Below are 24387 nucleotides of genomic sequence, written 5' to 3' on the forward strand. Positions count from 1 at the left end.
TGGAAACCAGCCGCCGGGTCATGAACGAGAGCCGCTGAACCGTGAACCAGAACTACGCCGTCCCCGCGGTCGCCCTCGTCGTCGTGGCGACCGTCCTGGTCGGCGCGTTCGGCCTGCGCATCTCCCGGACCACCTCCGACTTCTACGTCGCCTCACGCACCGTGGGGCCCCGCCTCAACGCGGCCGCGATCAGCGGCGAATACCTCTCCGCCGCCTCCTTCCTCGGCATCGCGGGCCTGGTCCTCGTCCAGGGCCCCGACATGCTCTGGTACCCCGTCGGCTACACGGCGGGCTATCTCGTACTGCTCCTCTTCGTCGCGGCCCCGCTGCGCCGCTCCGGCGCCTACACCCTGCCCGACTTCGCCGAGGCGCGGCTCGGCTCGCAGCCGGTGCGGCGGCTGGCCGGTGCCTTCGTCGTCGGGGTCGGCTGGCTCTATCTGCTGCCCCAACTGCAGGGCGCCGGGCTGACGTTGGCCGTGCTGACCGACGCGCCCGACTGGTTCGGCGGAGTGCTCGTCGCGGTCGTCGTGGTCGCCACCGTCGCCGCCGGAGGCATGCGCAGCATCACCTTCGTGCAGGCCTTCCAGTACTGGCTCAAGCTCACCGCCCTGCTCGTTCCCGCCCTCTTCCTGGTGCTCGCCTGGCAGGCCGACGGCGCTTCGCGCGACGCCTTCGACGAACCCGCGACCTTCCGCGAGCAGCGGGCCGTCCGCGTCGACGACAGCCTCGACCTGAAGCTCGCCGCCCCGCTCGGCGTCACGACGACGGGCACGGTCGACGGTCACCGCTACGACGGCGAGCGGGTCCGGCTCTCCGCGGGCGTCCACCACATCGGGCGCGGCACCCGGCTCACCTTCGCCCAGGGCGACCCGGTTCCGCTCGCCGACCGCGGCAGCAACGGCGGCATGTCCACCTCACTGGCGGCCGGCCGCGAGGAACGCCCGCTGTACGCCACGTACGGACTGATCCTCGCCACCTTCCTCGGCACGATGGGACTGCCGCACGTGGTCGTCCGCTTCTACACCAGCCCGCACGGGGTCGCGGCCCGCCGCACCACGGTCGCCGTCCTCGGCCTGATCGGCGCCTTCTACCTCCTCCCGCCCGTCTACGGCGCGCTGGGCCGGCTGTACGCTCCCGAGCTGAGCCTCACCGGGAACGCGGACGCCGCCGTGCTGCTGCTGCCGGACCGGGTGATCGGCGGGCTCGGCGCGGACCTGCTGGGCGCGCTGGTGGCGGGCGGGGCCTTCGCGGCCTTCCTGTCGACCGCGTCCGGACTGACCATGGCGGTGGCCGGGGTGCTCACCCAGGACGTACTGCCCTCGCGCGGCGTACGGCACTTCCGGCTCGGCACCGTCCTGGCCATGGCGGTGCCCCTCGCGGCGAGCGTGATCGTCGGCGGGCTGCCGGTGGCCGACGCGGTCGGGCTCGCCTTCGCCGTGTCCGCGTCCTCCTTCTGTCCGCTGCTCGTGCTCGGCATCTGGTGGCGACGGCTGACCCCGCCCGGCGCCGCCGCCGGAATGCTGGTCGGGGGCGGTGCGGCCTTCGTCGCGGTCGCCGCGACCATGGCGGGCTACCCCGGCTCGGGTTCGCTGCACGCACTCCTCGCCTGGCCCGCGCTCTGGTCGGTGCCGCTCGGGTTCCTCACGATGGTGCTGGTGTCACTGGCGACGGCGGGCCGGGTACCGCCCGGGACCGCGGCGATCCTGGCCCGGTTCCACCTTCCGGAGAAACTGGCCGGGGAAGAGATACGCGGAGAAACAAGAGGGGAGACGAGAGGAGAAACACGAGGGGAGACAACAGGAGAGACGAGAGGGGAGGTCACGGCATGAGCGGGTTCCTGGCGGGCCTCTGTGTCGCCGTACTCCCGCTGCTCGCCGCCGGGTTCTGGCTCGGCAGACGCACCGCCCGGCCCGAGAGCCTCGGCGGGCTCGGCACCCCCGTCGAGCACGCCACCTTCGAAACCCTGCACACCGCCTCGCTCGCCGCGCCCCCGCTGCGCGCCGGCCTCACCGGGGAGACCGCCCGCAAGTCCGCCCGCCGACTGCGCACCCTGCTCGGCACGGACGCCCTCTGCCTCACCGACCAGGACACCGTCCTCGCCTGGGACGGCGCGGGGGAGCACCACCGCGCCGAGATCATGGAACGGCTCGGCGGCCCCCTGGAGACCGGCCGCGGCGAGGCCTTCCGGCTCGGGTGCGACACGCCGGACTGCTCCCTGCGCTGGGCCGTCGTCGCACCGCTCACCGTCGACGACCGCGTCCACGGAGCGCTGGTCGCCTGCGCGCCCCGCGAGTCCGCCGTGCTCGTGCGGGCCGCGGGAGAGGTCGCCCGCTGGGTCTCCGTGCAGCTGGAACTCGCCGATCTCGACCAGTCCCGCACCCGGCTGATCGAGGCCGAGATCAAGGCCCTGCGCGCCCAGATCTCCCCGCACTTCATCTTCAACTCGCTCGCGGTGATCGCCTCGTTCGTCCGCACCGACCCCGAACGCGCCCGCGAACTGCTCCTGGAATTCGCCGACTTCACCCGCTACTCGTTCCGCAGGCACGGCGACTTCACCACCCTCGCCGACGAACTGCACGCCATCGACCACTACTTGGCGCTGGTCAGGGCCCGCTTCGGCGACCGCCTCTCGGTCACCCTGCAGATCGCCCCCGAGGTACTGCCGGTCGCGCTGCCCTTCCTCTGTCTCCAGCCCCTCGTGGAGAACGCCGTCAAACACGGTCTGGAGGGCAAGACCGACAAGAGCCACATCAGCATCACCGCGCAGGACGCGGGCGCCGAGGCGCTGGTCGTGATCGAGGACAACGGCACCGGAATGGACCCCGACCGGCTGCGCCGCATCCTCGCCGGGGAGGTCAGCCCCTCGGGCGGCATCGGGTTGTCCAACGTCGACGACCGGCTTCGTCAGGTGTACGGGGACGAGTACGGCCTCGTCATCGAGACCGCCGTGGGAGCGGGCATGAAGATCACCGCCCGGCTGCCGAAGTACCAGCCGGGGGTGCACTCGGCGGGACGGCTGCCCAGGGAGTGACCCGCGCGCATCAGGCGTTGCGCGAGGCCACCATCGCGATCGTGATCAGGCCGAGCACCACCCAGCCGAACCACAGCCAGCCGTTGCTGCCGAGCGCCACCGTGTAGGCCGTCACCACGACGAGTCCGCCGACGGTGAGCACCCCCATCGTCTTCGTCGAACCGGGCATCGCAGCACACCCTTCTCCCGGCGGGGTCCGCGACACGGGCCGTGGACTGCGCCCATTTTCACCCGACAGGACGCGGTTCGCCAGGGCCGGGCGGACTACTCGCCTCCCTGCATGGGGGTCTTGTCCAGCCGCTCGACGCTGCAGACCACCAGGTAGTACCCCTTCCTCCACAGTCCTGTGCTGCGCAGACCATGACTCATGTACCTGTCGGCGGGATAGCCGTTCTTCTCCGGCGGGGCGTCGGTCCGGCACTGCGCGTTCGCCGCGTCGTCGGCTTCCGCGTCGGTCTTGAGGGTGGTCAGGTGCGTGATCCCGACGACCTTCTCCAGGTGGACCTTGTCGCAGGCCACGAACTCGTAGTGGGTGTATTCGCGCCCGTCCCCGCGGACGTGCCCGAGGCAGTCGTCCCGCTGCATCTGGGTCGCGTCCTCGAACGTCATCCCGTACGGACGGAGGTCTCCGAGCCTGCCGTACACCGGTCCGTGCTTTCCGACCAGCAGACATGCCACATTGCCGCCGGCGGCGTCGAAGCCCTCGCGGGTGGGCACCACGGCCAGACTCTGCACATGCCAGGCGAGCCGGTCCGCGGTGTCCTTCGTCCGCTCCGCGCACTGCACGGCGCCGTTGCTGTCGGCGTCCTCGAAGGAACGGGCCTTGTACAGCTCCATCACCTGCCCGTCCGGCCGCAGGGCTCCGCAGCTCGGATCCAGCTGCAGCCGCGGCGTACCCGTCGAGGGTGCGGGGGACGGGTCGCTCAGCACGCAGTCGCCCTTCTTGAGCGGTACGGAGAGCCCGACCGTGGTGCCGTACGGTGCCACGGTCGTGTGTGTCCTGCCGTACCAGATCACGGCCCAGACCACACCCGCGGTCAGCGACAGCGCGAGGAGCAGCGCGGCCACCCCGTGCAGGAGGAGTGTGCGCCTGCGCGGTCCCCTGCCGGGACCGGGGACGGGGGTGGCCGGTCCGCCGTACCAGGGCGGACCGAAGCCGCCGCCGGGCTGCGGGGCGTACCCGGCCGGGACGCCGGGCGCGGGGGTGTACCCGCCGACAGGAGCAGGAGCAGGAGCAGGAGCAGGAGCAGGAGCAGGAGCAGGAGCAGGAGCAGGAGCAGGAGCAGGAGCAGGAGCAGGAGCGGTCGCGGCGACGGCGGCGCGGGCACCGGAGGACTGCGCCGTGGGCGGGTATGCCGGGTGGGCCGCCGACGCGTACGAGGCGTCGGCCGTGGGGACGTACACGCCCGGCGCGGCGAAGCCCCGGTCCTGGGCGGGGGCGCCGGGGCCGGCCGAGCTCTGCTCCCGGTTCGGAGCGGCCAGGCCTTGATCCCGGCCGGCGGCGGCCATGCCTTGTTCCCGGCCGGGGGTTGCTGGGCCTTGGTTCCATGCCGGGTCGACGAGGCGCCGCTCCTGGCCGGGTGTGGCCGGGCCCTGGCCCCACGGCGGGGCGGCGAGGCGCTGTTCCCGGCTCGGAGCGGCCGGGCCCTGGTCGTGTGCCGGGCCGGTGAGGCCCTGATCCCGTGCGGTGGACGGGTTCTGGTTCCGCACCGGCGGCGTCGCGTAGCCGTGGTCCGAGGGCGGGCCGCCGGAACCCCGGCCGGGCGGCGCCGGACCACCGAGCGCGTCGGAGGTGACCAGCCCCGCCCACGGCGGCTGTGAGCCGGTGTCGACCTGGGTCGGCGGATGGGGCTCGGGCAGGACGATCCGGGCCAGGGCCGCCGCTGTCCGCTCCGCGGAGATCCGCCGACCGGGATCCTTGACGAGCAGCGCCTCGATCACCGGCCCCAGCGCGCCGGCCCGCAGGGAGGGCGGCGCCTCCTCCGTGACCACCGCGGCGAGCGCCCCGATATTGCTGTCGCGGTCGAACGGGCCGCGGCCCTCCACACCGAAGTACAGGGTGCACCCCAGCGAGAACAGGTCGGCCGCCGCGGTCGGCTGCCCGCCCTGGGCCCGCTCCGGTGCCAGATAGCCGGCCGTGCCGACCAGGACCGACGTCCTGGTCCAGCGGGTCTCGGGGGAGTCCGGCTGCACCGAGACGCCGTAGTCGGTGAGCAGGATGCGGGCGCCGGGGGTTCCCGTGCGGTCCGGGGCGAGCAGGATGTTGGCGGGTTTGACGTCCCGGTGGATGATGCCGCGCTCGTGTCCGGCGGTCAGCGCGTCGAGCACGGCGAGGCCGAGGCGGGCGCACTGGTCGGGGGCGAGCGGGCCGCGCCGGGCGAGCCAGGCCCGCAGGTCCTCCGCGCCCGCCACGTACTCCATCACGATCCACGGCAGGCCCTCGTGCTCCAGGACGTCGTGCACGGTCACCACGTGCGGGTGGCCGCGCAGCACCGCCGCGTGCCGTGCCTCGGCGCGGGCGCGCGCGATGCGTGACTCCAGTTCCTCACCGCTCTCCGGAACGTCACGGAGCCTGATCTCCTTGAGCGCGACATCGCAGTCGAGCCGCGGGTCGCGGGCGAGCCAGACATGGCCCATCCCGCCGGAGCCGACCTGCTCCAGGAGCACATACCGGCCGCCGATGATCCGGCCCGGTTCCGACTGCGCCGATCCTGCTGCCATCCGGTCGCTCCCCGGGTTCCGCGTGTTGTCGTACACGGGTCAGGCCGTGCTCTCGGTGGGTCCGCCGGAGCCGTTCACGGGGGGATCGCCCGGCGGGGAGTCGCCGGTGCCGGGATCGGCCGGGGCGGGGTCGCCTGCGGCGGGCTCACTCGGCGGCGGTGCGCTGCTCACGGTGGGCTCGGTCGAGCCAGGCCCGGCCGTCGGCTTACTCGTCGGCTTGCTCGTCGTTTCGGTCGGGGCGGAGGCCGAGGGGGTGATCGGGTCGACGCTGGTCGGCGTGTTCGACGGAGTGCTGTCCGTCGGGGACGTCGAGACCGTCCCGCCGTTGCTTCCCCCGACCGCACCGCCGTCAGTCCCGCCGTCAGTCCCACCGTCGGCCCCACCATCAGTCCCACCGTCGGTCCCGCCCACCACCCCGCCGTCGGTCCCACCGATCGAACCGGGTGTCGTGGGGGAGCCGGTGTCGCCGCCCGAGGGCGGGGTGCCCCCCGATGACGACTCGCTGGACGAGGGTCCGGACGAGCCGTCGGACGATCCGCCGGACGAGGTCGGCGGCGTACCGGGGCTCGAACCCGACCCGGTCGAACCCGACCCGGTCGAACCCGAGCCCGACCCGTCCGTGGAACCGTCCGTGGACCCGTCCGTCCCACCGATGGTCGGACCGTCCGTGGTCGTGCCGCCGGAATCCGAGGGTGTCGTCCCGTCACCATCGCCGTCGGACTGGGTGTCGGACTGCACGGACAGGACCACCGATGTGCCCCATGCGACCTCGCTGCCCTCGGCCGGCCGGGCCGCGGTCACCCGGGCGTCGTCGGCAGGCAGGGCGTCGCCGTCGTACGTCATGCCCAGCCCCGCGTCGGTGAGGTGCCGGTTCGCCTCGGCGAACGTCAGGCCCGTGACGGCCGGTACGGCGTGCTGCTGCCGGGTGCTGAACGGTGTGTCGTGATTGCCCTTCGTACCCAGTGGACGGGCCATCCCGCGGTCGGGGTTGTGGACGTCGACGAGCTGGAGCTTGCGGATCTCGTGGTCCCCGGGCGGCGGCTCGACCACCACGACGCGGTCCTGTCGGTAGTCCGCCCACCTCTTGTTGCCGTTCTTGAACCGCACGTCGGTCTTCGCGGCCTTTCCCTCGAAGGGGCGCAGCGGATTGCCGCACGAGCACTTCACGGCGGGCAGCCCCTGCTGGTCGACCAGAATGGCGATTCCGGCCTGTAGCAGAGCGGCGTACGGAACAGCCTTGCCGTTCTCGTAGTCATGGTTCGTCACGAGAGTGTCGTGACGCAGTACGACCGGTGTGAGCTGATCGATATACCTTGGGATGTCGTCGGTGCCGATTTTCAGCACACGCGCCCATTCCTGGGCCTTCGCCGAGTTCTTGGGGTCGGTGAGGAATTTCTTCAACTTCGCCACGGCGCAGGTTCCGGGTTGCGTCGAGCCACCGAAGATGCCGGTGCCGGGCTCGGGCGTCGGTGAACCGCTGCCGTTGTCGCCGTCCGGGGCGCCGCCGTACAGCCCGGGACTGTTGCTGGCCTGCACGCCACCGCTCGGCCGGGCTTCGCGCAGCTTGATGTCCGTGCCGAGCGCGCCGTCCTCCTTGAAGAAGGGGGCGACCGAGGAAACCCTCGCCGCCACGGCCCGCACTACGAACAACTGATCGGATTTGCTGCACCCGCTGACTATCAGTACGGAAACCAGCAGTAGAGCGAGCCTTCGGGCGGCAGAAATCCCCGCCCATTGCATGGATACGCCAATTGACATGACCGCTCCCCCTGCGGTTTCCCCCGTTGTCCTCCCATGCTACTGAACCGAAAAGCATTTCACGCAAGGCGAATTGCAAAGTTAATTCAGCGTGCAAAGGTGAGCCAGCACCTGCAAGGTGACGGGCGTGCGAAAGGTGACGGGCGTGCGAAAGGTGACGGGCGTGCGAAAGGTGACGGGCGTGCGAAAGGTGACGGACATGCGAAAGGTGACGGACATGCGAAAGGTGACCGGTGTGTGAAAGGTGACCGGTGGACGAAAGGTGATTCAGCGGCCGCGTGCGTTGAGTGAGGCCAGATAGGCGTTGTACGCGTCGAGTTCCTTGTCGCCGTCGCGGTCCGCGGCCCGGTCGGTGCGCTTGGCCTGCCGCTGCTCGGAGCCGTACCACTGGAAGAGCAGGGCGAGCAGCACGAGGACGGAGGGGATCTCGCTGAACGCCCAGGCGATGCCGCCCGCGGAGGTCTGGTCGGCGAGCGCGTCGATGCCGAGTGAGGCGGGCGGGTTCTTGTACGTGTCGACCATCGGCGCGGACGCCATCATCAGCGCGATGCCGAAGAACGCGTGGAACGGCATGCCCGCGAACAGCTCCAGCATCCGCAGGAGATAGCCCGGCCGGTGCGGTCCGGGGTCCACGCCCATGATCGGCCAGAAGAAGACCAGGCCGACGGCGAGGAAGTGGCACATCATCACGATGTGTCCGGTCTTCGAACCCATCAGGAAGTCGAAGATGGGGGAGAAATACAGCGCGTACAGGCTCGCGATGAACAGCGGGATCGTGAACGCCGGGTGCGTGATGATCCGCATGTAACGGCTGTGCAGGAACATCAGCAGCAGTTCGCGCGGCCCCTTGTTGCCGCGCGTCGCGGCCACCGGCAGGGCGCGCAGGGCCAGCGTGATCGGCGCCCCGAGCAGGATCAGGATCGGCGACAGCATGCTGATCACCATGTGCTGGACCATGTGCACGCTGAACATGACCATGCCGTAGTCGTTCAGCCTGGTGCACATCACCAGCATCACGGTCAGTACACCGAGGACGAAGGCGATGCTCCGGCCGACCGACCACTTGTCACCGCGGCGCGCGAGCCGTACGACTCCCCAGCCGTACAGACCGAGGCCCACCAGGCAGGCGACGAGGAAGAACGGGTCCGGCGACCACTCCAGCCCCCGTCCCAGCGTGAACGGCGGCAGATCCATGGTCGTGCCGTGCCCGCTGTGGTCCATCCGCCGGCTCCCATTTCGTACAGGTTGTGCGCTGTCTGTCCGCACCAGACTAGAACCGCCCCCGGCGACGGATGTCACCGGGGGCGGTGCGGTGTGCCCTTCCAGGGGTGTGGGGCTCTGACATCCCGCGGCTCCGCCGCGTGGGCGTGATCAGCCACACACAACCGGCACCCGACGACCTACAGCACGCACTCCGCTTCCGCGTACCGCTCCTCAGGAACCGTCTTCAGCGTCTCCACGGCCTCCGCGAGCGACACCATCACGATGTCGGTACCCCGCAGCGCCGTCATCTTGCCGAACTCCCCCCGGTGCGCCGCCTCCACCGCGTGCCAGCCGAACCGTGTGGCGAGCACCCGGTCGTACGCCGTCGGCGTCCCGCCGCGCTGGACGTGTCCGAGGATCACCGGACGGGCCTCCTTGCCGAGGCGCTCCTCCAGTTCGAGGGAGAGCTGCCGGGCGATGCCCGCGAAGCGCTCGTGCCCGTAGACGTCCTTGCCGCCCTCGTCGAAGTCCATCGTGCCCTCGCGGGGCTTCGCGCCCTCCGCCGCGACGACGATCGCGAACCGCTTGCCCGCCTCGAAGCGCTCGCCGACCTTCGCGGCCAACTCCTCGATGTCGAAGGGGCGTTCCGGTACGACGATGGCGTGCGCGCCGGCCGCCATGCCGGAGTGCAGCGCGATCCAGCCGGTGTGGCGGCCCATGACCTCCACGATCAGCACCCGCTGGTGGGACTCGGCGGTGGTCTTCAGCCGGTCCAGGGCCTCGGTCGCGACGCCGACGGCCGTGTCGAAGCCGAAGGTCACGTCCGTGACGGCGATGTCGTTGTCGATGGTCTTCGGCACGCCGACGATCGGCAGACCGCTGTCCGAGAGCAGCCGGGCCGCCTTCAGCGTGCCCTCGCCGCCGATCGGGATGATCGCGTCGAGGCCGAGCTCCTCGACATGGCCCCTGGCCCGCTCCACGCCGTCACGCAGCTGCGCGGGCTGGACCCGGGAGGAACCCAGGATGGTGCCGCCGCGAGCGAGGATGCCGCTCACCGCGTCGAGATCGAGCTTCAGGTAGTCGCACTCCAGAAGCCCCTTCCAGCCGTCCCGAAAGCCGATGACCTCGTCGCCGTGGTCGACGACGGCGCGGTGCACGACGGACCGGATGACGGCGTTCAGGCCGGGGCAGTCGCCGCCGGACGTGAGGACACCAATGCGCATAGCCCGAAATACCTTCTCAACGTGGGCCGGGGACCGGACCACGCTGTCCGGCTGGAGTCCCGGTCACCCTACCGGCGGGATGGGGTGGTGCCGTAGCGGGCGTCCGCCTGGTGGACTCGCCCGCACAAGTGAGCGGAGAGGCGGTCAGGCGGGCCCCTGCGCACACCGTGCCGAACATGCCTTGGGCGCGCCTGAGGTATCCCTCAAGCGCGCCCTGTGGCTGTCCTGCGCGGGCTGAGCGGCCGCTTGCCGGGGTGCTTCAGGCGGGCTGCTGCGCCGCGGCGATGCGCTCGCCCCGCAGGGCCTCGTACCAGCGGTCGTCGATCGGCGGCAGCGCGTTCACGTCGAGCGCCAGCTTCAGCAGCAGGTCCGCGATCTGCGGGTTGCGGGCGAGCACGGGACCGTGCATGTAGGTGCCGAAGACCGTGTCGTTGTACGCGCCCTCGGTGCCGTCCCCCGTGCCGTTGCCCTTGCCGAGCCGTACCTGCGCGAACGGGCGCGCGGTGGGGCCCAGGTGGGTGACGCCCTGGTGGTTCTCGAAGCCGGTCAGCTGCGGCAGGCCCAGCCGCGGGTCGATGTCTCCGAGGACGTCGCCGACGCAGCGCTCGCCCTCGCCGCGCACCGAGACCACGTCGAGCAGGCCGAGGCCGGGCTCGCGCTGCCCGAGGTCGTTGATGAACTCGTGGCCGAGGATCTGGTAGCCGGCGCACACCGAGAAGACGATCGCGCCGTTGCCGACCGCGCGGTGCAGACCGCCGTCGCGGCGCAGCCGCTCCGCGGCCAGCCGCTGCGGCCGGTCCTCGCCGCCGCCGATCAGATAGATGTCGCCGGAGGTCGGGATCGGCTGGTCGCTGCGGACGTCGAGACGGGCGACGTCGAGACCGCGCTGGCGGGCCCGGCGCTCCACGACGAGGGCGTTGCCCTGGTCGCCGTAGGTGCTCAGCAGGTCCGGGTAGATCCACACCAGACGCAGGCTGTTGTCACTCATTCTCTTCGTCCTCCGTGGCTGCTCAGTTGCCGACACGACGCCTCAAATCCTGGAAAGCGGTGTAGTTCGCGATGACCTCGATACGACCGGGCGGGGCGAGCTGCACCGCCTGGTCGAGGTTCTCGCAGACCTGGAAGGACTGGTTGGCGACCTCTAGACGTACGGCGAGGTCGAGCTTGCGGTCGCCGAGCACGAAGATCGGGTGCCCGGTCAGACGGGTGTAGTCGACGTCCCACAGCCAGGAGGTGTCGGTACCGTCGGCGCCGCGCGCGTTCACGGACAGGATGACCGGGGTCGGCGGGGGATCGATCAGGGAGAACGTCTCCAGCCAGCCCGCGGGGTTCTTGGCGAGCAGCAGACGCAGGTCGCGCTGCATGAACTGCACCACGTCGTAGCGTCCGGCGACCGCCTGCACCTGGTACATGCGCTCCAGGGCGACCTGCGGGGGCACCCCGAAGACCGCGGCGACGGCGGCCGACGAGGCGGCGTTCGCCTTGTTGGCCCGGCCCGGCAGCTGCAGATGGATCGGCCACGCGGAGCCGTGCGGGTCGAGGACGTGGTCCCCGGACAGCGCCCAGGTCGGCGTCGGACGGCGGAAGCCGCAGTCGTTGCAGAACCAGTCGTCGCCGGGGCGCTGCATCACACCGCCGCAGGACGGGCAGGACCAGGCGTCGTCCTTCCACATCTGACCGGCCGCCACCCACAGGACGTTCGGCGAGGAGGAAGCGGCCCACACCACGAGCGGGTCGTCGGCGTTGGCGACCACGACGGCCTTGGACCCGGCCAGGCCCTCGCGCCAGTGCTCGGCCATCATCCGGGTCTCGGCGGCCCGGTCGAGCTGGTCGCGGGAGAGGTTGAGCAGTGCGATGCACTTCGGGTCGGTGTCGCGGGCGACACCGGAGAGGTACTTCTCGTCGACCTCGATGACCGCGTACTTCGCGTCCGAACCTCCGGCGAGCGCCGAGGTGATGCCGGCCGGCATGTTGGCGCCCAGCGCGTTGGACACGACCGGGCCCGCGGCGCGCAGCGCCTCCGCGATCAGCCGGGTGGTCGTGGTCTTGCCGTTGGTCGCCGACACCAGGATCACGTCCAGGTGGGTGGCGAGCCTGGCCAGCAGGTCGGGGTCGAGCTTGAGTGCCACCCGGCCGCCGATCACCGATCCGCTGCCGCGTCCGGCGGCCCGCGAGACGGCGGCCGCCGCCTTGCCCGCCGTCACGGCCAGCTTGGCCCGCGGCGTCAGCGGGTCCGAGTTGCCTGACATCGTTTCTCGATCCTCCTTGCGTACGCGCCGCGCCTCTGCCCCCGGCACCGTGTGGGCCTCAGCCTATCGAGATCCACTCACGTGCCCGAATCGCGGCACCTCCACGGTGCCCGCGCGACATTCGCGCGCCCATGAGGACCGTACCCTTGCCGCCATGCGACACGGCTCCATCCCCGGCACCCGAGGGCGCGTCCGGCCGGTGACTCTGTACGGCGATCCCGTTCTGCGCACCCCGTGCGAGGACGTCACGGACTTCGGTCCCGAACTCGCCCAGCTCGTCGAGGACATGTTCGCGACGATGTACGCCGCCCAGGGCGTCGGTCTCGCCGCGAACCAGGTCGGCGTGCCGTTGCGGGTCTTCGTATACGACTGCCCGGACGACGAGGACGTCCGCCATCTGGGACACGTGGTGAACCCCCGTCTCGTCGTGACGGACGGTGTGGTCCTGCGCGGCCCGGAGGGCTGTCTGTCGCTGCCGGGCCTGGAAGCGGGGACGGAGCGGTACGACCACGCCGTTGTCGAGGGTTTCACCGTGGACGGGGAGCCGGTGTCGGTGCATGGCACCGGTTGGTTCGCGAGGTGCTTGCAGCACGAGTGCGACCACCTCGACGGCGGGGTGTACGTGGACCGGCTGAGCGGGTGGCGCCGCCGCCGGGTGCGACGGCAGGCTGCGCGGGCTTCTTGGGGGCGCTGAGCCCTGTCGGTCGGCTGCGGGTTGTTCTCGGCCGAGCGCGCAGTTCCCCGCGCCCCTGAAGGGGCGCCGACCTGAGCGCCCCGCTTCTAGGGGCGCGGGGAACTGCGCGACCAGCCACGAACAACCCGCAGTCGACAACCGACCTCAGAACCCGGGCCCCCCGACCCGATTCCCCGCCGCGGCCAGCCGACCCCACAGCAGATCGGCCAGGCTCTGTACCAACTCGGCCCGGGTGCAGGGCCGCTCACCGAGCCACCAGTCCCCGGCGGCATGCATCATGCCGACGATCCCGTGCCCCCACACGCGTGCCAGTTGCTGACTGTCCGGTCCGAGATCGACCCGTTCCTCGATGACCTCGGCCAGTTCCTCGCCCATGCGGCGCAGCAGCGGAGCGGAGTGCTTGCCCACGTCGAACCCCTGGTCGCCCGGCGAGCCGTCCGAGGGATGCATCAGGAACCGGTAGACCTGGGGCCGCGCCTCGATGGCGGCCAGGTAGGTGTCGAGCGTCGCCTCGACCCGCTCCCGGCGCTCGGCGGGCGCGTCCAGCGCGGCCCGCAGCGCTCCGAGGAGGGCGTCGGTGTGCCGCTTGGCGAGCGCGGCGTAGAGTCCACCCTTGTCGCCGAAGTGGCGGTAGAGGATCGGCTTGGTGATGCCCGCCTCGGCGGCGATGGCGTTCATCGAGGCCCCGGGGCCGTCGCGAAGCACCACTCTGTCCGCGGCCTCCAGCAGCTCGCGCCGGCGGCGGTCGGCCGACCTCTGCTGATCGGTCCGCTGCGTGGTGTCCATGATCTCTCCCCACCCGTGGTGATTCGGTGACGCCTGCGCAAAGTAACACTGATCGGCGCATCATTATCGAACGGGCTACCGAGCGCGGCTCGGGAGTTGACTTTTCCTACTGGTCAGTAACAGACTCCAGTTACCGCAAGTAACACTTTAGTGCATCGCTGGAGGGGACATGGCCGAGTTCACCATGGAGCTCAACGACGAACAGAGGGAGGTCCGTGACTGGCTCCACGGGTTCGCCGCCGATGTGATCCGCCCCGCGGCCGCCGAGTGGGACGAGCGCGAAGAGACTCCCTGGCCGGTCATCCAGGAGGCGGCGAAGGTCGGCATCTACTCCCTGGACTTCTACGCCCAGCAGTACTTCGACCCCACCGGGCTCGGCATACCGATGGCGATGGAGGAACTGTTCTGGGGTGACGCGGGCATCGCCCTGTCGATCGTCGGCACCGGCCTCGCCGCCGTGGGCGTCCTCGCCAACGGCAACGAGGAGCAGATCGGCACCTGGATCCCCCAGATGTACGGCGATGCCAACGATGTCAAGGTCGCGGCCTTCTGCTCCTCCGAGCCCGACGCCGGCTCCGACGTCGCCTCCATGCGCACACGTGCCGTCTACGACGAGGCCAAGGACGAGTGGGTCCTCAACGGCACCAAGACCTGGGCGACCAACGGCGGTATCGCCAACGTCCACGTCGTCGTGGCGGTCGTCGACGCCGAGCTGGGCTCCAAGGGGCACGCCTCCTTCATCGTCCCGCCGAACACGCCGGGGCTGTCCCAGGGGCAGAAGTTCAAGAAGCACGGCATCCGCGCCTCGCACACCGCCGAGGTCGTCCTGGAGGACGTGCGGATCCCCGGCTCCTGCCTGCTCGGCGGCAAGGAGAAGCTGGACGAGCGGCTGGCCCGCGCCCGGGAGCGTGCCAAGGCGGGCGGCGGCGAGCGGGTGAAGAACGCGGCGATGGCCACGTTCGAGGCGTCGCGGCCGGCCGTCGGGGCCATGGCCGTGGGCACGGCCCGCGCCGCGTACGAGGTCGCCCTCGACTATGCGATGACGCGTGAGCAGTTCGGACGGCCCATCATCGACAATCAGGGGGTCGCCTTCCAGCTGGCCGACATGCGTACGTCGATCGACGCGGCGCGTCTGCTGGTGTGGCGTGCCTCCTGGATGGCGATCAACGGGAGGCCGTTCGTCGCGGCCGAGGGATCGATGTCCAAGCTGTTCGCCAGTGAGACGGCGAAGAAGGTCACCGGGCAGGCGATCCAGATTCTCGGTGGCAATGGATATACCCGTGAGTACCCGGTGGAGCGTATGCATCGCGACGCTGCGATATACACGATTTTCGAGGGGACCAGCGAGATCCAGCGGCTGGTGATTGCGCGGACGCTTTCCGGGATGCCGATTCGGTAGGCAAGCCGTCATCGGTGTTTCAGAGGTGTGAGTTGTTCGATGTCGTATCTCGCCCTGAGTTCCTCGATCGCCTTGATGTCCGGTGGGCCGCCCGACCCCAGGATCTCCAGCAGCTCCTCGAAGTAGCGCTCGTGGTCCGGGGGCGGGGAGGCCTGGAAGAACATCTTGGCCCGGGTCTCGGTGGGGTTGGAGAAGGCGTGGGGGCAGCCCGGGGGGACGACGATGACGGTGCCCGGTGTCGCCCGGACCACCCGGCTGCCCGCGCGGGACTCCCATTTCTGCCAGTTGTCGGGGGTACGGACCCGGGGCTCGAAGGCGAGCACGTCGAGCTCGCCTTCGAGCACGTAGAACAGTTCCTCGCTGCGCGTGTGCACATGGGCGCCCACGTCGAAGCCGGGCGGTACCAACACCTCGAAGGTGGACGCCGTGCGCGAGTGCGAGCCGGTCACCTTGAACGTCACATGCTGGGCGGGTGTCTCCACGATCCGGCCGTGACCCGGTGGGACGAGGAGTCCTTCGGTCGTGCTCATCGGCCGCTCACCACGTCACGGGCAGGGCCTCGGGGCCGCGGATCAGCGCGCCCCTCCTGAAGGGGACCTGATCCGGTTCCACGGCCAGCCGCAGCCCGGGCAACCGGTCCAGGAGCGCGTCGACCAGGAGCTCCGACTCCAGCCGGGCCAGCATCCCGCCCGGGCAGTAGTGGGGGCCGAAGCCGAACGCCACATGCGGATTGGGGACGCGGTCGAAGTCGATCCGCTCCGGGTCCGGGAAGATGTGCGGGTCACGGTTGGCCGCGAGGTACGACACATAGATCGGGTCGCCCGCGCGGATCCGTACACCCCTGATCTCCACGTCCCTCATCGCGATCCGCGACAGCCCGACCGCGTTGCGGTGCGGGATGTAGCGCAGCAGCTCGTCGATGGCCTGGGAGCGGATCTCCGGGTCGGTGCGCAGCCGTTCGGCGAGGTCCGGGCGGGTCATGAGCAGGTAGAAGATCTGCCCGCTGTTGTTCGTGACCGCCTCGCCGCCGATCTGGAGGAGCACGGCGAGCCCGACCGCCTCCTCCAGCGTGATCTCGTCCCGGCCCACGGCGGCGCCCAGCAGCGAGGTGACGTCCTCGTCGGTGCTGCCGCCCCGGGTGCCGATGACCTTCCTGAAGTACGCGCCCATCTCGTCCTTGGCCTTCTCGCTGACCTCGGCGCCGTACGAGGAGGACAGGATCAGCTGCGTCCAGGTGTGCATGCCCTGCCGGTCCACGGCCGGGACGCCCATCAGCTCGCAGATGACCGCGATGGGGAAGGGACTGAGGATGGTCTCGGTGAGGTCGGCGGGCGGACCGTCCTGGATCAGCTCGTCGATCAGTTCGTCCAGCATGTGACGGGACTTCTCGCGGACCCGCTCCACACCGCGTGCCGTGAAGGCGGCGGCCACCGAGCGGCGCAGCCTGGTGTGGTCGGGCGGGTCCAGGAAGCCGACCGCGTCCCGGGCCGGGACGAAGTGCGGGGCGAGCCGGCTGACCTGCTGGTCGATGACGGCCTCGCGGCTGAACCGGGGGTCGTTGGTGACCATGCGCACATCGTCGTGACGGGTCACCAGCCACGCCCAGCCCTCACCGTTGGGGAGCTGGATCCGGGTGATCGGGCCCTCCCGCATCAGCTCGGTGAGGACCGGGTCGAACTCCACGCCCTTCAGGTTGAGGGCGGGCCAGTGCCGGACGGGCGGCAGGGTTCCGGTGATCGTCTTCTGGGTCATTTCGGTCCCGCCTTCCCGTTGCTCGCGTTGCGCCAGCGGCCCAGGGCCATTTCCGCGGTGATGCCGGGGCCGAAGCCCGCGAGCAGTCCGCGCGCGGTGGGCTCGGCGCCGCCCTCGTCGAACAGCCGGCGCAGCGCGTCCAGGACGACGGCGCTGGCGATGTTCCCGTACTCGGTGAGGGTGGCCCGGCTGAACCGGAAGGCCTCCGGCGGGACTTCGAGGAACTTGCTGAGGTCGTCGAGGATCCTGGGGCCGCCCGCGTGGATGATGTAGAAGTCCAGGTCGGAGGCGTCCCAGCCGTGCTGTCGCGCGAGGGTGTGGAGCGCGGGGGCGAGCGGTTCCATCGTTCCGGGCACCCGCTTGTCCAGCAGGAAGTGGAAGCCCGTGGCCCGGACGTCGTACATGATCCAGTCCTCGGTCTTGGGGACCAGGTACGAGCCGTTGCGTTCCAGGTGGACGCCGGTGCCGCCCTTGCCGCGTACGACGGCCGCGGCGATGCCGTCCCCGAACAGGCCGTTGCACAGGAGCGATCCGACGCTGAGGTCGGTCGGCTGGTAGCAGAGCGAGCAGAACTCGCAGGCCACGATGAGCGTGTTGGCGTCGGGGTACGCCGTGCAGAAGTCGTGGGCCCGGTTGATCGCGGCGCCGCCGGCCGCGCAGCCCAGCTGGGCTATGGGTATCTGCCGGGTGTCGCTGCTGAAGTCCATCGAGTTGATCAGCCAGGCCGTGAGCGAGGGCATCATGAATCCGGTGCACGACACATAGATGATCATGTCGATGTCGGTGGTGAGCAGCTCGGCGTCGTCCAGCGCCCGCTGTACGACGGCGGGGACGCGGGCCTTCGCCTCGCTCTCGTAGATATTGTTGCGTTCCTCGAAGCCCGGGTGTTTCAGCGTCTCTTCGATGGGCTGCACGATGTGCCGGGTGCTGACACCGGTGTTCTCGATCAGGCGGAGTGCCAGCGGCAGCTGGGGGTGGTCCTCATGACGGGAGCGCGCCAGCTCCAGCGTCTCCTCCATCGTGATCACGTATTCCGGCACGGAAACCGAAGGTCTGCACAAAGTCGCCATGGAGCGCGCCTTCTTTCGCCTTCCGGGGAACTCTCGTTCCCCGGCGGAAGGATGGTCCACCCACGGTGGTTCACCCACGGGGGTGGTCCACCCACGATCACCCGGAAGCGTGGGGATATCTCGTCGGGTTACTCCATTCCGGGGAATTCGGGGAAAGCGTGGGAGGCTGCGGGAAGGGGCTCCGGGACACCCGAACCGAAGGAGTGAGAAATGGCGCGGACGGCCGACGAACTGCGGGAACGCACCATCAGGAAGCTCGCCCCGGACCCCCATGCCAACCGGCTTCTGCCGCTGATCGCCCGAGGGGCGGCACGGCGCTCCACGCTCGCCGCCCTCGCCCTCGAACAGCGCCATGTCGTCGCCGCGGACCGGCGCGCCTTCCTGCATCTGGCCGAGCGGCCGGACGCCGGGCCGGAGGACGCCGCCTTCTTCGCCATGCTCGCGGAGGGTGAGGCTCTGGCTCAGGACCGGCTGGGGGTGTACGCCGTGACCTGCGGGGCCGACGAGGAGCGGGCGCCCGCGTACGAGCCGCTGGCGGACTGCCGGACCTATCCCGCGTACGTCGCCTGGCTCGCCCTGAACGGTTCACCGGTCGACGTGGTGCTCGCGCTGAGCGCCAACTTCGCTTCCTGGGGCGACTATTGCGCGACGATCGCCGATGCCCTGCGCCGCCACTACGGCTTCGCAGACGAGGCCTGCGGCTTCTTCGACTTCTTCGCCGCGCCCGCGCCGGAGCTGGAGCGGCGGGCGCTGGCGGCCGTGCAGGCGGGGATCGACGCCGGGCGGGTGGCGGAGGACGAGGCCCTGCGGTACGGGCGGCTGCTGCAGGGCTACGAGGCGAAGTTCTGGCACGCCCTGTGGGAACTCGACCAGCGGGTCCTCTAGGAACCCGGGGCCGGGCCGCCGGGCGGGCGCGCCCGGCCCCGGGCGGCCCGCGCACGGCGTCGAGCCGCGCCCTTCACGGCACCCCTAGTCGGAGGCGGCCCCGCTGCTGTGCGCGATGCAGGCCACGTCGATGCGGTCGGCGAGCTTGGCGAGTTCGATGGTGAGCGTCGCCACCGTGTCCTCGTCGAGTCCCTCCTGGCCGGCCTCCACCAGATGCAGCCACCGGCCGCCCACCGTGCGCAGCAGCTTGCTGACGTCGGCGGCCGCCACCTGCAACGTGCCGCGGTCGTCGACGATCAGAGGCAGGGTCACTTCGCGGTTCACAGGGGGATCGTAGCTGCGGAACGCTTACGCTCCGTGCCATACGGTGGTGATGTTGCAGAACTCGCGGATTCCGTGCCCCGACAGCTCACGCCCGTAGCCGGACCGCTTGGCCCCGCCGAACGGGAACGCCGGGTGGGAGGCGGTCATCCCGTTGAAGAACACGCCCCCCGCCTCCAGATCGCGTACGAACCGGTCCACCTCGGCCTCGTCGCGCGTCCAGACATTCGAACTCAGCCCGAACGGCGTGTCGTTCGCGAGGGCCACCGCCTCGTCCAGATCGGCGGCGCGGTAGAGCGTGGCGACCGGCCCGAAGGTCTCCTCCAGATGGATGCGCATCTCGGGGGTGATGTCGGTCAGGACGGTCGGCGCGTAGTACCAGCCGCGCTCCGTGAAGCCCTCGGGGCGCTCGCCGCCGCACAGCACGGTGGCGCCGTTCTCCACCGCGTCGTCGACGAGTTCCTCCAGGTCGCCGCGGCCCTGCTCGGTGGAGAGCGGGCCGATGTCGGTGTCCTCGTCCAGCGGGTCGCCGACCTTCAGCGCCTTCATGCCCGCCGCGAAGCGCTCGGCGAAGGCGTCGAACACGTCCGTGTGCACGATGAACCGCTTGGCGGCGATGCACGACTGCCCGTTGTTCTGCACCCGGGCCGTCACCGCGGTCCGCGCCGCCCGGTCGAGGTCGGCGGAGGGCATCACGACGAACGGGTCGCTGCCGCCCAGCTCCAGGACGGTCTTCTTGACCTCGTCCCCGGCGACCGAGGCGACGGCGCGCCCGGCCGGCTCACTCCCGGTCAGCGTCGCGGCCTTGACCCGGGGGTCGCGCAGGACGCCCTCGACCGCGCCCGAGCCGATCAGCAGCGTCTGGAAGCAGCCCTCGGGGAAGCCGGCCCGGCGGAACAGGTCCTCCAGGTAGAGGGCGGTCTGCGGCACGTTCGAGGCGTGCTTGAGCAGGCCCACGTTGCCCGCCATCAGCGCGGGCGCCGCGAACCTGACCACCTGCCAGAGCGGGAAGTTCCACGGCATCACGGCGAGGACCGGGCCCAGCGGCCGGTAGCGCACCAGGACCCGGGCGGCGCCGGAGTCCTTGACGTCCGCATCGGCGGGCCGCTCGTCGGCGAGCAGTTCCTCGGCGTGGTCGGCGTACCAGCGCATCGACTTCGCGCACTTGGCGGCCTCCGCACGGGCCTGTGTGACGGGCTTGCCCATCTCCGTGCTCATCACCCGGCCGATGTCGTCGACATCCTCGTCCAGGAGGTCGGCGGCCCGGTGCAGCAGCCGCGCCCGTTCGGCGAAGGGCGTGGTGCGATAGACGCGGAACGTGGCTTCGGCTGTCGCGAGCCGGCGCTCGATCTCCTCGGCGCCGAGCGCGTCGTACGTCTTGAGTGTCTCGCCGTTCGCCGGGTTCACCGTCGCGATGGGCATGGCCGACCTCCTGGAGCGGGTTGTTCATCCGAAGCGGGCTGCTTCCCGACCCTCCCGCGTGGCGCGGTGCGGCGCAACGTGGCGGGCACTCTCACTCCGAGTGCTCCGCCAGCCGGTCCAGAAACGCCGCCTGCGCCGGTACGACGACCGCCCGCGCCCGGTCCAGGCCCCACCACTCCACCCGGTCCAGTTCGGGGAACTCCTGGCGCCGCCCCGACTTCGGCGGCCACTCCATCTCGAAGGTGCCCGGGACCACGCTCGCGGGGTCGAGGTCCGCCTCGATCGCCCAGACCGTGACGATCTTGCCGCCCGTCTGTGTGACCTCGCCGAGCGGGATCGCCTCCCCGTCGGGCGGCGGCAGGCCCAGCTCCTCCTGGAACTCGCGGCGCGCGGCGTCCCAGGCGGTCTCGTCGGGCTCGTACTCGCCCTTGGGCACGCTCCACGCCCCGGCGTCCCGACGCGCGAAGAACGGGCCGCCCATATGGCCGAGCAGCACCTCCAGGCCGTCGTCGGCGTGCCGGTACAGCAGCAGTCCGGCGCTGCGCTTCCCCTTCACGGGGCCACCTCCGGGTGTGCGGCGAGCAGGGTGTCGACCGTATCGGCCTCGGCGGCGGTCTTGTCCTCGCGGTAACGCACCACACGGGCGAAGCGGAGGGTGACGCCCGCCGGGTAGCGGGTGGACCTCTGCAGACCGTCGTAGGCGATCTCGACGACCAGCTCGGGCCGTACGGTCACCATGTGGCCGCTGTCCTCGACGGCCAGCTCCTGGAGGCGCTCGGTCTGCCAGGTCAGCATCGCGTCCGTCATGCCCTTGAAGGTCTTGCCGAGCATCGCGAAGGACCCGTCCGCGGTGCGCGCCCCGAGATGCAGGTTGGACAGCTTCCCGGTACGCCGCCCGTGCCCCCACTCGGCCGCCAGGACCACCAGGTCGAGGGTGTGCACGGGCTTGACCTTCAGCCAGGACGCACCGCGCCGGCCCGCGCTGTAGGGGGCGTCCAGGGCCTTGACCACGACGCCTTCGTGGCCGCGCCGCAGGGTCTCGGCGAGGAACCGCTCCGCTTCGGGGATGTCCCCGGGGCCGGCGGTGAGGGTGCGCCGCACCCGCATCGGCTCGGGCACCAGCCGCGCCAGCTCCGCGTGCCGCTCGGCGAACGGCAGGTCCAGCAGATCCCGCCCGTCGACGGACAGCGCGTCGAAGAAGACGGGGGAGACCGGCACCTCCCGCGCGGCCGAGGCCACGTCCACGCGGGAGCCCACCCGCCCGGCGGTCTCCTGGAAGGAACGCGGACGCCCGTCCTCGTCCAGCGCGATCACCTCGCCGTCCAGGACGAACCGGGTCTCCTTCAACCCCAGCGCGGCAGCGGTGACCTCCGGCAGCCGGTCGGTGATGTCGTCGAGGGTGCGGGTGTAGATCCGTACCTCGTCGCCGTCGCGGTGGAGCTGTACGCGGATGCCGTCGAGCTTCTCCTCGACGGCGCACGCGCCCAGCTTGTCGACGGCCTCGGAGACGGAGGCGGCGCTGTGGGCGAGCATGGGCAGCACCGGACGGCCCACGGTGAGCCGGAAGCCGTCCAGCGCCTCGGGCCCGTCCGACAGCAGCGCCCGCGCCACCGTCTGCAGCGAACCGGCGAGCATCACCGCCCGGCGTACGTCCGCGGCGGGCGCCCCGGTGGCCCCGGCGAGCCCCTCGACCGCGACCGCCTCCAGCGCGCCCTGCCGCACCTCGCCGGTGAGCAGCCCGAACAGGAACCGCTGCTCGTCCTCGGTGGCCGCCGCCCGCAGCTCGTCCATCAGCCGCCTGCGCTCCGCCTGCGAGCCGGCGCCCGTGACCGCGCCGACCTCGGTCAGCCGGGCGTCCACCTCCCGCACCGTGAGCGAGGGCTCGGGCGCGGGCGGGACCGGCCCGCTCAGCAGCTTCCAGCCGATGCCGAGCCGCCCCTGCGGGAGGCGGCCCGCCAGATACGGGATCACGATCGGCACGTCGTCGGCCTCGGCGTCCCGGAACAGCTCGGCGAGCAGGGCCGTCTTCCGGGACCGCGCCGAGGTGGCGGCGACCTCCTGGGACACACGGGCGAGCCGGGCGAACAGCATGGAGCCATGGTGCTACGGAGCCGGGCGGTCCACACCTGAGCGGTCCGCACCTGAGCGGTCCGCACCCGGGTGGTTCAGCGCCGCGCCGCGGCGGCGTCCAGGTCGGCGAAGAGCAGTTCGCCGTTGAGGGTGGCCGCTGCCCGGTAACCCGCGCTCGCCGCGTTCACGACCTGCTCGGCGAAGCCGACCGCGTTGCCGGCCGCCCACACACCCGGCACGGTGGTCAGGCCGGTCGCGTCGACCACGGGATACGTGCCGAACGGCGTCTCCCGCAGTTCGGCGCCCAGCCGCTCGAACAGGGTGGTGCGGGGCACGGCGCGCGGCCCGACGAAGACCACCGAGCGGTCGTGGACCGTGCCGTCGGCGAGCCGGACCCCGGTGAGCCGGTCGCCGTCGACGACGAGCCCGGCGACCTCGCCGGACACCACGGCGACCCCGGCCGCGGGGAGCCGGCGCAGGTCGTCCGCCGTGAGCTCGTCCGCGGCGACCGTGTGCAGGAAGAGCGTCACGTCCTTCGACCACTGGCTGACCATCAGCGCCTGGTGGGCACTCATCGGCGTACTGGCCAGCACTCCGAAGGCCTCGTCGCGGACCTCCCAGCCGTGGCAGTACGGGCAGTGCAGTACATCCCGCCCGAATCGCTCGGCGACGCCGGGCACCTCCGGCAGTTCGTCGGCCAGCCCGGTGGCGAGGACCAGCCGTCGCGCGTGCACGGTCCGGCCGCCCGCGAGCGACAGGCGGAACTCCCCGTCGCGGTGCCGTGACACGTCCACCGCCCGGTCCCGGACCAGCTCGACGCCGTACCGCGCGATCTCCGTGCGCCCCGCGGCGAGGAACTCCGCGGGCGGCGTGCCGTCCCGGGTCAGATAGCCCTGCAGATGTGCGGCGGGCGCGTTGCGCGGCTCGCCCGCGTCGACGACCAGCGTGCGGCGCCGGGCCCGGCCGAGGACCAGTGCGGCGGACAGTCCGGCCGCGCCGCCTCCGACGACGACTGCCTCGTACGTCTCGGTCATGTCGGTCTCCTCGGTCGGGTCGGTTGTGCCGGGCGGGTCGGTTGTGTCGGTCACGGTGACCACCTCCACGGCGACGGTCGCCCGTGCGGTGCGACATTGACAAATGGCTTTGCCGAATCTGCAATATGGGCATGGGAGTGGGAGTGGGACTGGGTATGGGTATGAGCGAGGACGCACCGGCGGACGAGGTGGACGAGGTCCTGGCCGGAGTCGGGCCGCGGCTGCGGCGGATCCGCAAGGAGCGGGGCGCGACCCTCGCGGGGCTGTCCGAGGCGACCGGCATCTCCGTGAGCACGCTGTCGCGCCTGGAGTCGGGGCTGCGCAAACCCAGCCTGGAGCTGCTGCTGCCGATCGCCCGGGCCCATGAGGTGGCCCTGGACGAGCTGGTCGGCGCGCAGCCGGTGCGCGACCCGCGCGTACGCGCCCAGCCGATCGTGCGCGGCGGCCGCACACACTGGCCGCTCACCCGGCAGCCCGGCGGACTGCAGGCGTACAAGGTGCTCGAACCGCAGCGCCAGCTGGACCCGGATCCCCGCACCCACGAGGGCTATGAGTGGTTGTACGTGATGTCGGGCCGGCTGCGGCTGGTGCTGGCCGACCACGACGTGGTGCTGGGGCCGGGGGAAGCGGCGGAGTTCGACACGCGGGTGCCGCACTGGTTCGGGTCGACGGGGGAGGGGCCCGTGGAGTTCCTGAGCCTGTTCGGGCCGCAGGGGGAGCGGATGCACGTCAGGGCGCGTCCGACCCGCTCCGGAAGCGGGTGACGGAC

The 24387-nt window shown here is 71.2% G+C and carries 22 protein-coding genes; 6 read left to right on the top strand and 16 right to left on the bottom strand.

What is annotated here, in order from left to right; genetic code table 11:
• Positions 1 to 41 precede the first annotated feature (41 nt).
• Both RV986_RS44495 and RV986_RS44500 read left to right on the top strand, forming a co-directional pair.
• On the top strand, positions 42 to 1829 hold the full coding sequence (locus RV986_RS44495; RefSeq protein ID WP_475922792.1) for a sodium/solute symporter: 1788 nt from the start codon (positions 42 to 44) through the stop codon (positions 1827 to 1829).
• A complete protein-coding gene (locus RV986_RS44500; RefSeq protein WP_475922793.1) occupies positions 1826 to 3031 on the top strand; it encodes a sensor histidine kinase in 1206 nt (401 codons plus the stop codon). Before RV986_RS44495 ends, RV986_RS44500 begins: the two co-directional genes overlap by 4 nt.
• Before the next feature lie 10 nt (positions 3032 to 3041).
• Here RV986_RS44500 and RV986_RS44505 read toward each other — a convergent pair whose 3' ends face one another.
• From RV986_RS44505 to RV986_RS44535, 7 genes are all read right to left on the bottom strand, one after another.
• Positions 3042 to 3200 (bottom strand): hypothetical protein, encoded by a 159-nt coding sequence (locus tag RV986_RS44505; protein WP_475922794.1) that lies wholly within the window; start codon positions 3198 to 3200, stop codon positions 3042 to 3044.
• Between the two features lie 95 nt (positions 3201 to 3295).
• Positions 3296 to 5752: a serine/threonine-protein kinase gene (locus RV986_RS44510; RefSeq protein WP_475922795.1), complete on the bottom strand. Its 2457-nt coding sequence runs from the start codon at positions 5750 to 5752 to the stop codon at positions 3296 to 3298.
• Positions 5753 to 5791: 39 nt separating this feature from the next.
• On the bottom strand, positions 5792 to 7384 hold the full coding sequence (locus tag RV986_RS44515; RefSeq protein WP_475922796.1) for a DUF6777 domain-containing protein: 1593 nt from the start codon (positions 7382 to 7384) through the stop codon (positions 5792 to 5794).
• Between the two features lie 393 nt (positions 7385 to 7777).
• Positions 7778 to 8731 (bottom strand): cytochrome c oxidase assembly protein, encoded by a 954-nt coding sequence (locus RV986_RS44520; RefSeq protein WP_475922797.1) that lies wholly within the window; start codon positions 8729 to 8731, stop codon positions 7778 to 7780.
• A 179-nt stretch (positions 8732 to 8910) separates the two neighbouring features.
• Positions 8911 to 9936 (bottom strand): 6-phosphofructokinase, encoded by a 1026-nt coding sequence (locus tag RV986_RS44525; protein ID WP_475922798.1) that lies wholly within the window; start codon positions 9934 to 9936, stop codon positions 8911 to 8913.
• 259 nt (positions 9937 to 10195) lie between these two features.
• Positions 10196 to 10924, bottom strand: coding sequence for a type 1 glutamine amidotransferase (locus tag RV986_RS44530; protein ID WP_101407826.1), 729 nt, complete (start codon positions 10922 to 10924; stop codon positions 10196 to 10198).
• A 22-nt stretch (positions 10925 to 10946) separates the two neighbouring features.
• On the bottom strand, positions 10947 to 12185 hold the full coding sequence (locus RV986_RS44535) for a DUF1727 domain-containing protein (protein ID WP_475922799.1): 1239 nt from the start codon (positions 12183 to 12185) through the stop codon (positions 10947 to 10949).
• Between the two features lie 154 nt (positions 12186 to 12339).
• Between RV986_RS44535 and def the strand changes: the two genes are divergently transcribed.
• Positions 12340 to 12879, top strand: a complete 540-nt coding sequence (gene def, locus RV986_RS44540; protein ID WP_475922800.1) for a peptide deformylase — start codon at positions 12340 to 12342, stop codon at positions 12877 to 12879.
• 144 nt (positions 12880 to 13023) lie between these two features.
• Here the strand turns inward: def and RV986_RS44545 are convergent, their stop codons facing one another.
• Positions 13024 to 13665, bottom strand: a complete 642-nt coding sequence (locus RV986_RS44545; protein WP_475922801.1) for a TetR/AcrR family transcriptional regulator — start codon at positions 13663 to 13665, stop codon at positions 13024 to 13026.
• A gap of 169 nt (positions 13666 to 13834) precedes the next feature.
• On the opposite strand from RV986_RS44545, the gene RV986_RS44550 reads away from it, so the two are divergent.
• Entirely contained in the window at positions 13835 to 15064 is a 1230-nt protein-coding gene (locus RV986_RS44550) for an acyl-CoA dehydrogenase family protein (RefSeq protein WP_475922802.1), read from the top strand.
• A gap of 8 nt (positions 15065 to 15072) precedes the next feature.
• Here RV986_RS44550 and RV986_RS44555 read toward each other — a convergent pair whose 3' ends face one another.
• Genes RV986_RS44555 through RV986_RS44565 form a run of 3 tightly spaced genes read right to left on the bottom strand, consistent with a single transcriptional unit; the run spans position 15073 to position 18159 of the window.
• A complete protein-coding gene (locus RV986_RS44555; protein WP_475922803.1) occupies positions 15073 to 15594 on the bottom strand; it encodes a cupin domain-containing protein in 522 nt (173 codons plus the stop codon).
• Positions 15595 to 15601: 7 nt separating this feature from the next.
• Positions 15602 to 16816 (bottom strand): cytochrome P450, encoded by a 1215-nt coding sequence (locus RV986_RS44560; protein WP_475922804.1) that lies wholly within the window; start codon positions 16814 to 16816, stop codon positions 15602 to 15604.
• Positions 16813 to 18159 carry a type III polyketide synthase gene (locus tag RV986_RS44565; RefSeq protein ID WP_475922805.1) on the bottom strand — a complete coding sequence of 449 codons (1347 nt, stop codon included), beginning with the start codon at positions 18157 to 18159 and terminating at the stop codon, positions 16813 to 16815. Before RV986_RS44565 ends, RV986_RS44560 begins: the two co-directional genes overlap by 4 nt.
• On the opposite strand from RV986_RS44565, the gene RV986_RS44570 reads away from it, so the two are divergent.
• Complete coding sequence (locus RV986_RS44570; protein WP_475922806.1) at positions 18097 to 18771, top strand: transcriptional regulator; 675 nt, start codon at positions 18097 to 18099, stop codon at positions 18769 to 18771. The two genes, RV986_RS44565 and RV986_RS44570, sit on opposite strands and share 63 nt — an antisense overlap.
• Before the next feature lie 84 nt (positions 18772 to 18855).
• Here RV986_RS44570 and RV986_RS44575 read toward each other — a convergent pair whose 3' ends face one another.
• The 5 genes from RV986_RS44575 to RV986_RS44595 all read right to left on the bottom strand — a co-directional run bounded on the left by RV986_RS44575 (position 18856) and on the right by RV986_RS44595 (position 23687).
• Positions 18856 to 19095, bottom strand: coding sequence for a DUF6213 family protein (locus RV986_RS44575; RefSeq protein ID WP_475922807.1), 240 nt, complete (start codon positions 19093 to 19095; stop codon positions 18856 to 18858).
• A 24-nt stretch (positions 19096 to 19119) separates the two neighbouring features.
• On the bottom strand, positions 19120 to 20514 hold the full coding sequence (locus RV986_RS44580; protein ID WP_475922808.1) for an NADP-dependent succinic semialdehyde dehydrogenase: 1395 nt from the start codon (positions 20512 to 20514) through the stop codon (positions 19120 to 19122).
• 91 nt (positions 20515 to 20605) lie between these two features.
• Entirely contained in the window at positions 20606 to 21070 is a 465-nt protein-coding gene (locus RV986_RS44585) for an NUDIX hydrolase (RefSeq protein ID WP_475922809.1), read from the bottom strand.
• Entirely contained in the window at positions 21067 to 22605 is a 1539-nt protein-coding gene (locus tag RV986_RS44590) for an ATP-dependent DNA ligase (RefSeq protein WP_475922810.1), read from the bottom strand. The genes RV986_RS44585 and RV986_RS44590 overlap by 4 nt, the downstream gene beginning before the upstream one ends.
• 74 nt (positions 22606 to 22679) lie before the next feature.
• Complete coding sequence (locus tag RV986_RS44595; RefSeq protein ID WP_475922811.1) at positions 22680 to 23687, bottom strand: NAD(P)/FAD-dependent oxidoreductase; 1008 nt, start codon at positions 23685 to 23687, stop codon at positions 22680 to 22682.
• Between the two features lie 92 nt (positions 23688 to 23779).
• Between RV986_RS44595 and RV986_RS44600 the strand changes: the two genes are divergently transcribed.
• Positions 23780 to 24382, top strand: a complete 603-nt coding sequence (locus RV986_RS44600; RefSeq protein WP_475922812.1) for a helix-turn-helix domain-containing protein — start codon at positions 23780 to 23782, stop codon at positions 24380 to 24382.
• Positions 24383 to 24387: the final 5 nt, after the last annotated feature.

This window comes from Streptomyces sp. RLA012 (assembly GCF_056270325.1).

Bases quoted from the DNA above. Each gene is read 5' to 3' on its own strand.
- RV986_RS44500 (WP_475922793.1), top strand. From the start codon at position 1,826: ATGAGCGGGTTCCTGGCGGGCCTCTGTGTCGCCGTACTCCCGCTGCTC.
- RV986_RS44505 (WP_475922794.1), bottom strand. From the start codon at position 3,200: ATGCCCGGTTCGACGAAGACGATGGGGGTGCTCACCGTCGGCGGACTC.
- RV986_RS44510 (WP_475922795.1), bottom strand. From the start codon at position 5,752: ATGGCAGCAGGATCGGCGCAGTCGGAACCGGGCCGGATCATCGGCGGC.
- RV986_RS44520 (WP_475922797.1), bottom strand. From the start codon at position 8,731: ATGGACCACAGCGGGCACGGCACGACCATGGATCTGCCGCCGTTCACG.
- RV986_RS44525 (WP_475922798.1), bottom strand. From the start codon at position 9,936: ATGCGCATTGGTGTCCTCACGTCCGGCGGCGACTGCCCCGGCCTGAAC.
- RV986_RS44530 (WP_101407826.1), bottom strand. From the start codon at position 10,924: ATGAGTGACAACAGCCTGCGTCTGGTGTGGATCTACCCGGACCTGCTG.
- RV986_RS44535 (WP_475922799.1), bottom strand. From the start codon at position 12,185: ATGTCAGGCAACTCGGACCCGCTGACGCCGCGGGCCAAGCTGGCCGTG.
- def (WP_475922800.1), top strand. From the start codon at position 12,340: ATGCGACACGGCTCCATCCCCGGCACCCGAGGGCGCGTCCGGCCGGTG.
- RV986_RS44545 (WP_475922801.1), bottom strand. From the start codon at position 13,665: ATGGACACCACGCAGCGGACCGATCAGCAGAGGTCGGCCGACCGCCGC.
- RV986_RS44550 (WP_475922802.1), top strand. From the start codon at position 13,835: ATGGCCGAGTTCACCATGGAGCTCAACGACGAACAGAGGGAGGTCCGT.
- RV986_RS44555 (WP_475922803.1), bottom strand. From the start codon at position 15,594: ATGAGCACGACCGAAGGACTCCTCGTCCCACCGGGTCACGGCCGGATC.
- RV986_RS44560 (WP_475922804.1), bottom strand. From the start codon at position 16,816: ATGACCCAGAAGACGATCACCGGAACCCTGCCGCCCGTCCGGCACTGG.
- RV986_RS44570 (WP_475922806.1), top strand. From the start codon at position 18,097: ATGGCGCGGACGGCCGACGAACTGCGGGAACGCACCATCAGGAAGCTC.
- RV986_RS44565 (WP_475922805.1), bottom strand. From the start codon at position 18,159: ATGGGGGTCCGGGGCGAGCTTCCTGATGGTGCGTTCCCGCAGTTCGTC.
- RV986_RS44580 (WP_475922808.1), bottom strand. From the start codon at position 20,514: ATGCCCATCGCGACGGTGAACCCGGCGAACGGCGAGACACTCAAGACG.
- RV986_RS44590 (WP_475922810.1), bottom strand. From the start codon at position 22,605: ATGCTGTTCGCCCGGCTCGCCCGTGTGTCCCAGGAGGTCGCCGCCACC.
- RV986_RS44600 (WP_475922812.1), top strand. From the start codon at position 23,780: ATGAGCGAGGACGCACCGGCGGACGAGGTGGACGAGGTCCTGGCCGGA.